Origin of the sequence: uncultured Brachyspira sp., from assembly GCF_934747485.1 — a bacterium.
Taxonomy (GTDB): Bacteria; Spirochaetota; Brachyspiria; order Brachyspirales; family Brachyspiraceae; genus Brachyspira.
On sequence record NZ_CAKVGN010000028.1, the window covers coordinates 21,191 to 33,569 of the forward strand.

The 12,379-nt window shown below is 31.4% G+C and carries 8 protein-coding genes; 5 read left to right on the forward strand and 3 right to left on the reverse strand.

The features are described from left to right. Positions 1 to 18 precede the first annotated feature (18 nt). Together dprA and Q0H31_RS06730 are read right to left on the reverse strand one after the other, a co-directional pair. The gene (gene dprA / locus Q0H31_RS06725; protein ID WP_295296618.1) at positions 19 to 1,254 is read right to left on the reverse strand and encodes a DNA-processing protein DprA; all 1,236 of its coding nucleotides are present in this window, start codon (positions 1,252 to 1,254) and stop codon (positions 19 to 21) included. Between the two features lie 26 nt (positions 1,255 to 1,280). Further along, positions 1,281 to 1,991 carry a hypothetical protein gene (locus Q0H31_RS06730; RefSeq protein WP_295296620.1) on the reverse strand — a complete coding sequence of 237 codons (711 nt, stop codon included), beginning with the start codon at positions 1,989 to 1,991 and terminating at the stop codon, positions 1,281 to 1,283. 485 nt (positions 1,992 to 2,476) lie between these two features. Here Q0H31_RS06730 and Q0H31_RS06735 point away from each other — a divergent pair, with 485 nt between their 5' ends. The 5 genes from Q0H31_RS06735 (at position 2,477) to Q0H31_RS06755 (ending at position 10,676) form a co-directional block, all read left to right on the forward strand. After that, entirely contained in the window at positions 2,477 to 3,862 is a 1,386-nt protein-coding gene (locus Q0H31_RS06735) for a sialidase family protein (protein WP_295296622.1), read from the forward strand. A 92-nt stretch (positions 3,863 to 3,954) separates the two neighbouring features. After that, a complete protein-coding gene (locus tag Q0H31_RS06740; protein ID WP_295296624.1) occupies positions 3,955 to 5,319 on the forward strand; it encodes a sialidase family protein in 1,365 nt (454 codons plus the stop codon). Between the two features lie 514 nt (positions 5,320 to 5,833). Beyond that, positions 5,834 to 7,285, forward strand: a complete 1,452-nt coding sequence (locus Q0H31_RS06745; protein ID WP_295296626.1) for a sialidase family protein — start codon at positions 5,834 to 5,836, stop codon at positions 7,283 to 7,285. 126 nt (positions 7,286 to 7,411) lie between these two features. Beyond that, the gene (locus Q0H31_RS06750; RefSeq protein WP_295296628.1) at positions 7,412 to 8,743 is read left to right on the forward strand and encodes a sialidase family protein; all 1,332 of its coding nucleotides are present in this window, start codon (positions 7,412 to 7,414) and stop codon (positions 8,741 to 8,743) included. A 139-nt stretch (positions 8,744 to 8,882) separates the two neighbouring features. Next, entirely contained in the window at positions 8,883 to 10,676 is a 1,794-nt protein-coding gene (locus tag Q0H31_RS06755) for a phosphoenolpyruvate carboxykinase (GTP) (RefSeq protein ID WP_295296630.1), read from the forward strand. Between the two features lie 419 nt (positions 10,677 to 11,095). On the opposite strand, the gene Q0H31_RS06760 is transcribed toward Q0H31_RS06755, so the two are convergent. Then, positions 11,096 to 12,268: a PD-(D/E)XK nuclease family protein gene (locus tag Q0H31_RS06760; protein ID WP_295296632.1), complete on the reverse strand. Its 1,173-nt coding sequence runs from the start codon at positions 12,266 to 12,268 to the stop codon at positions 11,096 to 11,098. Positions 12,269 to 12,379: the final 111 nt, after the last annotated feature.

Sequence of the window (12,379 nt, forward strand, 5' to 3'; positions counted from 1 at the left end):
TTTTTATATCCTTAAATTTTATTTCTCTATACTATAATATTTTCCAGATAATTGCTTTATAAAACCATTAATCTCTAACTGCATAAGCAAAGATGTTACACTCTGAACTTTCATATTGGTTTTTTCTATTATATCGTCTATGTGTATTTTTTCAACCTCGCTTATTATATCATAAATTATAGCTTCGTCATCTTGTAAATTAGGTTTTATAATACTCTCTTTTTTATTTTCTTTTTTATCTAATTTCTTTTCTTGCTTTAAAACCTTATTATTTTTTTTAATATCACTAATTTTATTAACTTCTGTATTTTTGTTAATATTTCCGCCTTCAAAATATTTAAGCTTCATTTTAACATAATTTTCATCATTAGAAAATATATCATCAAAATCTTCTAATATATCCAACACATTATATGCTATTTTAGCACCGTCTTTATAAAGCTTATGATTGCCGTAATACTCTTTTAGTTTCTCATTGTATGGAGCTATATAAACATCTCTGCCTTGATTGAGTGCAAAGTCTACTGTTATTAAAGCCCCCGATTTGCTGGACGCCTCAACCATAACAACAGCATAAGAAAGCCCTGATATTATCCTGTTTCTTCTTGGGAAGTTTGTTTTATCCGGCTTTCTTCCTACTTCAAACTCGCTAATTATAAGACCTCTTTCTATTAATTTATTATAAACCTTTAAATTCTCTGAAGGATAAACATTGTCTATTCCGCACCCTAAAACCGCTACAGTGTTAGCCCCAGAACTTATAGCACCAATATGTGCCTCTTTATCTATCCCCTTAGCCATACCAGATACTACAGAAATATTTAATGCCGACAACTTTGAAGATATATCAAAAGCATACTTATAGCTTTTATCTGTTGGAAACCTTGTGCCTACCACCGCTATAGAGTTTCTTCTTAACTTTTTTAAATCCCCTTTATAATAAAGTATATATGGGGGATTATCTATTTGCTTTAAATTAAACGGATATTCTTCGTCAAATAAACTTAATATGCCAATACCATAACTTTTTGATTTTTCTATTATGTCGTTGGCTTTGTCTAATATTTCATTTTTATTAAAATTGCCTATTTGCGATTTGAACTTTTTTTCTAACAGCAATTTTATATTTTCTTCTTTATCTTCAAAAATATTTTCTACAGAGTCATAATGATTAATAAGCTCTGATATTCTTTTATCGCCTACTTTGTCAATTTGGTTTAAGGCTATTAGATATATATTTTTATCACTATGCATTTTAACTTGTTCTCCGTAAGCCCGCTCTAATTCATTCGGCTTATTATTTGATTTATATTGTTTAAGGCTGTTTGCTTTATGTTGTTTTCTTTTGCTAAAGACACTATCTTTCTATAGGCTTCAATAGACTCTTTGCCGTTTCCTAAACTATACTGTATGCGTGCGAGTATGAATAAATAATCTATATTGTTAGGGTCTGTTTCTAAAGATTTATTTATTAAGCCTAATGCTTCTTTATAATAATTTTGCTGTATTCCTCTAAGCGATGACAGTGCTGCATAATAGTTGGGGTTATTGGGGTCTTTGTTTATTGCGAATTGTATATTGTTTTCTGCACGGGCTAAAAAGTTAGTTTTTTGTGTTTCATTGTCTGCACTCTCTGCGAGGTTTGCATATGATAATCCTAAACCATAACGCAAGTATGGGCTGTTGGGGAGAATTTTTAGAGCTTCTGTAAAATATTTTGCTGAGTAGGCATATTGTTTTTTTGCGAGGCTTCTTTCTGCTAACACTCTATATACTGCCCCTAACCTATCTTGAGCATAAATTTTTTGGTTTATTATATCGTTGTAGGTGTCTGTAACATCGAGAAGGGCTTTGTCATCATCTGCATTTTTACCTTTCTCATAGAGGTTGTATGCACGGTTTAGATTAAATCTATTTTTAAATACTTGATTACAAGACATCAAAAAAAAGCAGGAAAAAATAAGCAATGATATTTTAAAAAATTTTTTCATACTAAAAACCCTCACATAAGGAAATATACTATATTATATAAAAAAGTAAAGAATTAATTAGGAAAAGGGCTGTCAAAAAAAGCAAAAGATTTATAACTATGTTAATTTTTGTATGTTAACTAAAATCTACTTAATTATTTAATATTGTTTATGTAGAAAATAATATTCTATTAATTAAAATAATAATTAATTGCAAGTCATTAGCCTTCAATATGATACAAAATATAATCTAATTTATCGGCTGCTGCAGGCGATTACAGGCGTCTATACGATTTGATATTTTCATATAAAATTATGAAGATATTTACATAATTTCATATAAAAAAAATGTAAATTTTTACTTGACTTTTTTTTTTTTTTTTTTATCATAAATATATAGACGCTATAGAAATATTCATATCTCTTTAGCATTTGTAAATAATAGGCTGCTTAAATAAAATGCGGTTTCTTATTTTAATAAACAAAAAATTTTATAAGGAGTTTATATGAGCAAAAAGATTATTTATTTATTATCTTTAGTTATGGCTTTAAGCTTAGTATTTGCAGGCTGTAAGAAAAACAACACAACAGCCCCTACAGGCAACCCCCCTAATGAAGAAACAGAAGTAAAAAATAATACAGGCGGTTTAACAAAAACATGGGAAGACTTAAAAAAGTATGATACTAATGCTATGAACGACTATGCTGTTATTAGTGAAACAGGCGGCGACTATTATAGAAACCCTGTAATAGTTGCTTTAGGCGGAGCAAATGTTTTAATAGTAACTGAGAAAAGAATACAATATCCCGGTTCTGCTAACGACATAGGTGTAAACGGCGATAAGCCTGTAAGTATAATTTACTTATTAAGCAAGGACGGAGGCGACAACTTCGATGCCCCTAAGCCTGTTGCTGCAGACTCTCAGAGTAAAGACGATGCAGTTTCTGCTCCTGTAGTATATTATAAAAAAGGTAGTAATAAAGTTTATGTAATAGCTTCTGCTGGTTCAGGCATATCCCGCACAAGTCAAGATTATGCTAATAGAAATCCAAAATCAAAACTTAAATATTCTGTAGGAACAGTTACAGGCATTAATGCTCAAAATGCAATTCCAACAATAAAATGGAGTGAATGGAAAGAATTAAGTGTAAGTGGTAAAATAGATGATAATGTACAATTCGGCACACATTCTGGAAGAGGAATATTTAAAGATGATAATACTACTATGATTCTTCCTATAATTACAGCAGAACAAGGCAGAAACGGTGCTGCTAAAGAGATGATGGGTGCACGTTTCTATGAAGTTACTGAATCTGGAGACACTCTTACTCTTGGTCAAAAAATAGGTCAAGACGTTTCTTTTAAAGCAGGAACTCCTAATTTTAGCGTATACAAAGAAGCAAAAGCTGTAGAATATGCTAATGGTAAAGTAACTTATTTAGCAGTTCCAAATCCTGAAGGCGGTAATGGAAAAATAGGTAAAGGTGATAGTAGTGCTAATAACAATGTTAATGCTACAGTAATAGCGGGTTCTGAAGGTTCTTTCGGTTTCTTGAAATTAGATAAAGGTTGGTATGGTTCTGCTCAGTATGATCCTGCTAATTATAAAAATGATAGTACTGGTAGTGGTCAAGATGAAATATTATTCTCACATGTAATAACTCCAGCTGGAGAAAACCATATGCGTTTACTTGATGCTCAGCAATATCAGCCTCAAAATAAATCATTTAAAATAGCTATAACTGGTAAAAGCTCTTCTATAGATGTTTTAGATGACGGTACTATAATTGTAGCTGCTGAAAAAGAAAGAAATTACAATGCTGATGGTTTAAAGTTTAATATATTCTTTAGCAGATATACTCAAAGTTATTTATCTAGTCAGTTAGAATAATTTGAGAGAAAAATAATTGAATAGATACAAGGAATATATTTGATAGTTTCAAGTAAGTATATTCCTTGTTGTTTTTAATTAGGAAAAGATAAATGAAAAAAATTACTTGTTTAATAGTTTTATTATTTACCCTAAACAGCTGCGGTACTGATTATTTTTATTCAAGCTTTACTATCCGCAGAGAGTTATTATGGTTTACATCTTTAGCAGACCAAGAAACTCTTGATACCCATGCTCAAATGGTTGGGTATACCCCTACACTTAATCGTTTTTCTTCTCCTTCTATAATAGCAACACCGGCTAATTATTTGGTGGCAATATATGAAAATAGAAATATCAGCGGTTCAGATTTAGATATTTACGGAATAAACGGGAATAAAAAAGTGGAGGTAACAGCAAGAATATCTAAAAACTCTTCAAATTTTGACAATACAGTTACTGTCGGGAACATAAAAAATCTTAATCCGTCATCAGCACATGGCTCTCCTGTGTCATTTTTAACTAAAGAGGGGGATATTGTTGTGTTGTCTACAGCTGGTGTAGGATTTGCAAAAGATGGTGTAGCAACTGAAAAAACTAAAATAGCTGTGAGCATCAGCACTGATAACGGCTATAATTGGACTGATTGGAAAGATTTAGATGAAACAGTATTTGAATCCCTTAAAGCTTATAATAGATTTTATACAACACCAGGCAACGGCAAAACATTGAGAAACGGCACTTTAGTTTGTATGATAGATTATAAAACAAATTATGAAGAAAAGGCACGAGGAGCTGCTATACTCTATTCTGCAGATAACGGAAAAACTTGGAAAATAGGAGGAACATTAACATATAACGGGAATACGCATAGATTTGCTAAAATTATAGCAGAGAGAACAGACGGCAAATTATTAATAGCTGCGGTGTCATATACTGGTACAAATGATATAGCTACATATAATAATACAGGCAGCATAGCTTGGTATTTGGCAGATGATTTAAATAGTCCTATAAATACTTTTAATGTAACAGGTCCTGAAATAATTGATGCTAATTTAGTCGTAGTAAAAGTATTTGAAAGAAATAGCGGGGGTGTGATATCCGGCGATAGAATAAAATATGCTTATAAAGGCAGGGCTTATGACGGTATTCTTTTAGCTCATTCTTATCCTGAGCGTAAATTTCAGCATCAAAGCGGACAGCAGACAGTATCTAATGTTACAGCCATATCTATAAGCGGTGATGACGGTAAAACTTGGACTATGATTACAAATGTTGTTGGAAAAGATGAGTCTACTAATCAAGCTGCTTTTAGGCACAGCGGTTTAGCGGTATTTAAAGACGGCAGCATCGGCTTAGCCTATGAAGAGGGTATTGGTCCTTCTATAAATGATAGACAGGGATTTATACCGTATTATAGGAGATTTGGTTTATCTGCAATATCAGACGGTAAATACAGATATGAAGGGTTATGATTAATAATAAAAGTTTGGTATTATAAGCTTTCTTTTTTGTTTTTAACAAGGTCATCAAAAAAGCAGGAAAAAATAAGCAATGATATTTTAAAAATTTTTTTCATACTAAAAACCCTCATATAAGGAAATATACTATATTATATAAAAAAGTAAAGAATTAATTAGAAAAAGGGTTGCCAAAAAAAGTAAAGGATTTATAATTATGTTAAACTTTATATGTTAACTTAAAGCATTGCCTATACTGTTTAGGTAAATGAAATTATTAGTCTATATATGTAAATTTCAATTTTTATTCTATTTTATCCGAAATTTAAATAAATAATTTGTAAATTTTGCTTGACTTTATATTTTATTTTAATATATTTTAAATATAGAAAGGGCGGGTATAAAGTTCTTTCTATAATATGTTTTATTGGAAATAATAAATTGCTAAAAAAACTTTGTTAGAAGAAAAGTTAAAGGCAGTTTTTTATTTTAGATAACTAAACAAAAAATTTTTATATAAGGAGATATTATGAGCAAAAAGATTATTTATTTATTATCTTTACTTATGGCTTTGAGCCTAGTGTTCGCAAGCTGTAAGAAAAATTCCGTAACCGACGCTCTTGGTGGATTTACACCTGACAAGGTTCCAGAGATCAACAACACTGACAATACAGGATCAGATGGGCTTTTTACTAACTATACTGATTTAACTCATACCGAGCCTATTGCCAAAAAAGAGATAACTCGAGGTAACGGTACAGACTATGTTCGTAACCCTGTTGTTGTAAACCTTGGAAAAGGTAACTTAGTTGTATTTGCAGAGTTCAGATATAAAAGACCTGGTGCTGCTAACGACGTAGGTATAGATGGTGCTGGAGTTGTAGATATAGTTTATTATACAAGTAAAGACAGCGGTAAAAACTGGGTTACAAGAGAAAAATATGTAAATCAAGGGGGTATGCAAACAACAACTGTAGATGCTTCTCATGGTGCACCTGTAGTATTTTATAAAAGTGGTAATGGTTCTGATGGTAAAATAGTTGTAGTAGCTACTTCTGGTACAGGTATAGGTAGAGATGATACTCCTGTTGATCAGAGAGGGCCATCAAAAGTAGATTACATAGTAGGTACAGTTAAAGTTAGTAGCGGATCTGATCCTGTAATTACTTGGAGTGATGGTTGGAAAGAAATTACAGGTATAAAAGATAAATTAGTAGGCACTAAATTTGCTACTGCACAAATATCACCTACACAATATGCAACACACTCTGCAAGAGGTGTAGTAGGTACTGATAGTAAACTTTATCTTCCTGTTACTATAGCTTATCAAGGTACTAGTGATAACTGGAATAATACTTACGAATTAATGGGACATGTATTAGTTGTTGGAAATAGTATTGATAATCTTACTCAATGGGATGTAACTGGTGATACTGTAGTTTATCCTGATAACGGTAAGTTTACACAATATAAAGAAGCTCGTGCTACATCTAAAGAAAAATATATAGTTGTTCCAAGCCCTTCTTATGGACATAGTATAATGGGTAAAGGTCAGTTAGGCAATGGTTCAGCTTCAGATAATGGTGTAACAGCTTCTGAAGGTTCTGCTGGTTATGTTTTAGTTCCTAAATGGTTTGGTGGTTCTGACTATAAAATTGATAACTCTAGTGGTAGTATAACAATATCTAAAGTTTCACAAGATCCTGAAGAAAATAAAGTTGGTATATTAACACATGTTCAGCAGCAAGATAAAAACATGCATATGTATGTTGTAAATGCAGATGGTGAAAGTAAGAAAAATAATGGAAGCTACAAGATTGTTGATAATGGTAAATCTTCTTCTATAGATGTATTAGAAGATGGTACTATAATAACAGCTGCAGAAGAGGGTCTTGCTGGTGCTAACCGTAACTATTATATAGTATTTAGTAGATACTCACAAAAATTCATTAATGATCAAACAACTATTGCTGGTAATTAATTAGTGAATTAAGATAAAGAAACAAAGGGGAGATGAAAATATCTCCCCTTGTTTTTTGAAAAATAAAAACTTGATTTTAATTAGAGGTGTTGTATAATTACATATGTCTTTTAGGAGATAATTTTTATGAAAAAAAGATATATATTATTTTTAGTGCTCTTATTTGCATTATTAGGATGCGGAACAGATTATATTCTTTCAAGTTTTTATTTAAGAAAAGATTTTGATTGGCTTAAGCCGGCATCAGAACAAGCTAATTTAAATGATGAGCAATTTGTGATGAGCGGCTATGACTTTAATAAAAATAATTCTCCTGTGATTCTGGCAACTAAAGATAATTACATGCTAATAATCTATGAATATAGAGGAAGTGCTAATAACAGTCTTATAGGTGTAAATGGAAGTCAAACAGTAAATATAAGCATAGCTATTTCAAAAAATGCTTATAGTTTTACTGTAGATAATAGAATAGTTGGAGATGAAGGATTGAGCCCAACAAAGTCGCATGGTGCTCCAGTAGTCTTTCTTAATACTGATAATAGTATAGTTGTATTGTCTACAACAGGTAATCCTGGATATGGTACTGGCGGAACTGCTGATGATATTACAAAATTATCTTATAGTATTAGTACAAATAATGGTTATGCATGGACAGATTGGGTAGATATAGATACAAATGTTTTTAAACCTTTAATAGATAAAGGCTATAAGAGATTTTATACAAATCCCGGTAATGGTTTAACTTTGAAAAATGGTGCTTTAGTTTGTATGGTAGATTATAAATCTGTAGTCAGCAGTAAATCTCAAGGAGCGGCAATAATATACTCTGTAAATGGAGGTAAAGATTGGCAATTAGGTGCAACTATGGAATATATTGGTTCTGCTTCTGGAAAAAGATTTGCAAGAGTAGTAGCTGAAAGACAAGACGGAAGTTTGTTGATTGCTGCTGTGCATGATACTAGTAGCGGTTCTGATGAATTTAATAATAATGGTCCATTATATTGGGCTTTTTTGCCTAATTTACAAAATGGCGGGGTAATTAGAGATTTGCAAGTATCAGGTCTTCCTAATAATAGCGGAGGAAGCGTTTCTGTAGATAGAATACAATTTACGCATAATAATCAATTATTTAATGGTCTTGTGATAGCCCATACAACCCCAGATAGAATTTATAATCACCCATCTCTTGGTCCGCAAAAAGTAAAAAATGCTCTTACTATATCAATAAGTAAAGACGAAGGAACTAATTGGACTTTAATAAAAAATGATTTTGGAGTTCCTGCTAACAAAACTACATTTAGGCAGTCTTTGAAAGTGTTAAAAGATGGAAGCATTACTGTTGTTAATGAGGAACCAAATGCTTTATCTATAACTTCAACTTTAGGTTATGATATAATATATAGAAGATTTGGATTAGCTGCAATATCTGGCGGAGAATATTCTTACGAAGGTTTATAATCTGTAATAATTAGATAATAATAAAAGAGGGCGTTAATGCTCTCTTTTTTTTATTTTAAATTTTATATTATTAAATTATTTACTAAAAATTAATTTTATTGTATAATGACTGCAACAAATTTTTTAAGGAGTATAATTAATGAGGCTTGAAGATTTAAAACATGAAAAGCTTAAAGCTTGGATAAAAGAAATAGCTGATATGTGCGGACCTAAAGATATATATGTTTGCGATGGAAGTAAAGAAGAATATGATAGATGTATGCAAGGGCTTGTTGATTTAGGTTTGGCTCATCCATTAACAAAAAGACCGCATAGCCATTCATTTAGAAGCGACCCTTCTGATGTGGCTCGTGTTGAGGACAGAACTTTTATTAGTTATCCTAACAAAGAAGATGCAGGTCCTACTAATCACTGGATGTCTCCAGACGAATTAAAAACTACTATGAAAGGATTATATAAAGGTTCAATGAAAAACAGAACTATGTATGTTATTCCTTTCTCTATGGGGCCTGTCGGTTCTCCTATAGCTAAAATTGGTGTTGAGCTTACTGACAGTGCTTATGTTGTATGTAACATGCATATAATGACAAGAGTCGGAACTAAAGTATTAGATGTATTAGGTTCTGATGGTGAGTTTATACCTTGTTTACACTCTGTAGGTGCTCCTCTTGCTGACGGTCAAAAAGACACTAAATGGCCTTGTGCACCAATAGAGAAAAAATACATCTCTCACTTCCCTGATGAAAACTTAATATGGTCTTATGGTTCTGGTTACGGCGGAAACGCTTTACTTGGTAAAAAATGTTTTGCTTTACGTATCGCTTCTGCTATGGCTAGAAGAGAAGGTTGGATGGCAGAACATATGCTTATCTTACGCCTAACTAATCCTGAAGGTAAAAGATTCCACATTGCAGCAGCTTTCCCAAGTGCTTGCGGTAAAACTAACCTTGCTATGTTACAGCCTACAATTCCAGGTTGGAAATGCGAGACTATAGGTGATGATATTGCTTGGATGAAAATTAATCCTGAAGACGGCAGACTTTATGCTATTAACCCAGAAGCTGGTTTCTTTGGTGTAGCTCCCGGTACTTCTTATGATTCTAACCCTATGGCTATGGATTCAATAAAAGAAAACACAATATTTACTAACTGTGTAGAAACAGATGACGGCGATGTATGGTGGGAAGGTATGGGACCTGCTCCTAAACATGGTAAAGACTGGAAAGGCAATGACTGGACTCCAGAAAGCGGCGAGAAAGGTGCTCACCCTAATGCAAGATTTACTGCTCCTGCTAGACAATGTCCTGTTATATGTAAAGACTGGGAAGACCCTAAAGGTGTACCTATAGATATATTTATCTTCGGCGGAAGAAGAGCTTCTGTTATGCCATTAGTACATGAATCTTACAGCTGGGATCATGGTGTATTTATGGGTTCTACTGCTGCAAGTGAAACTACTGCTGCTAATATTGGCGCTGCCGGTCAGTTAAGATTTGACCCATTTGCTATGCTTCCGTTTGCTGGATACAATATGGGTGACTATATGAACCACTGGCTTGAAATGGGAGATAAATTAGGCGATAAAGCTCCTAAAATCTTCTATGTAAACTGGTTTAGAAAAGATGCTGACGGTAAATGGTTATGGCCTGGATTTGGTGATAACTCAAGAGTATTAAAATGGATGTGTGAAAGAGTTGAAGGTAAAATTGATGCTGTTGACACTCCTATAGGTAAAATGCCTAAAGACGGAGATTTAGACCTTAAAGGTTTAGACATTCCTGAAGCTGATTTCAAAGAGCTTATGAGAGTAGATGTTGAGGCTTGGAAAGATCAGGCTAATCAGATTGAAGCTCATTATGCTAAATTTGGTTCAAGACTTCCAGCTAGACTTAAAAAACAATTAGAAGAATTAAGAGCTAGATTAAGCAAATAATTTAGTTTTTCTTAAATAATATTTAAGCCAATAGTTTAATTAAGACATTAAGCTATTGGCTTTTTTAGTATATATAACAAATAGATTTTATCAAATTTTTAACCTTTTTATTTGTGGGGACTATCCCACTGCGAAGCATGCCCTTAAAGGTACACGCCTCAGTTCTTTTATTGGTATAAAAGAACCTTATATCCTTCGGATACGCTTCGCGAAGAACTGCATTTTATTCAATCAACCTTTAGGTGTAAACAAAAAATATTATTTTAGGATTTATAGATATTTATACATATAAAATAAAAACATTTGCACTTTTCGCGAAGTGTACCCATAGAGTAAAAACTTTGACGAAGTCCGCACAGCGAAGGCGGGAAAAAGTTGAATAAAACAAAGATTACATGACAAAATATAGTTGAATTAATTTACTTATTAAATTCATCTGATATACTGTTAATTATATCTATTATTTTTGCAGCCATATTTTCAGGAGTTTTTACTTCTACCAACTTTAATTCATTATTGATACCGAAATAATATCCGTCTTCTCCGTCATGCCAAGCTCCATCGCAGTGATTTTGTAATATTTTATACATTTTATCATTATCTTTATCTTCACAATAATAATATATGCCTACATCTTCTCTTATTCTCTTTTTATCAGCAAACGAATATTTTATATATAAATGAAAATATTGGCAGTTACAAATATCGTTAAATCTAATATGATATGTATTTTCATTATCAGTAGCAGTTTCTATATTTGTATATTTTTCTTTTAATTTATCTACGAGCTGTTTGTAGAAATCTAATTTTTTATTATATATTTCTTCACTTACAGCATCGAATAAAATTGCATATTCATTTATTTTATTTAAATCCATTTCTTCTTTAAAATCTTTATTTTTTTCCAAATGATTTTTTATAATTTCTTTTGACATATTTTTCTCCATATTAATATTGCTTATAAAATATTCATTGTCTCTAATCTGTATTAAAGCTGAATATAATGACTGATATTTTTTATCTGTTAAAGCTGGAAATTTTTCTATTATATTATTATTTATAAAATCGCCTATATCTTCATGAGATAAACATATAAGTCTATTTTCTTTTAAAAGTTCTTCTTTTACTGTGCTTTCCAAAGATTTTTCAGAAGGTTCTTTTCCGTCTCTTGTTAAATATATTATGAATGTATTTCCTTGATTTTCTGACAATTCTCTATAATATCTTTCTAATTGAGCTTTTTGGTTATCAGCATTGATTTTGTTTTCTATGATTAATTGGAAAGAGGCATTTTTTATAAATAAATCAAGTCTTCCGCTTGATATTACATATTCATTAAATACCGATATTTGCGTATTATCTATATTACTAATATATTTTTCAGCAAATTTTCTTGCTATGTTTAAATCCTCATTATTAATTTTGGCATTGAATTTAAATAGATTAAATAATAATATACTGTTATTTACCTCATCAAAACTTTCTTTTATAGAATTTATAATATTAATTTCAGGACTTATTTTTTCTTTAATTTCATCAAAAATACTTTGCTTTTCATTTAAAACAAAGTCTAATAAATTTTCTGCTATCATTTATCACACTCCTTTTATTTAAGTATATAAATTTAGGGGCTGTCCTAGATAACTTAAATTTGTTAAAATTTAAGTATGAAACGCAGTAAATTAAGTAAAGATAAACAATTA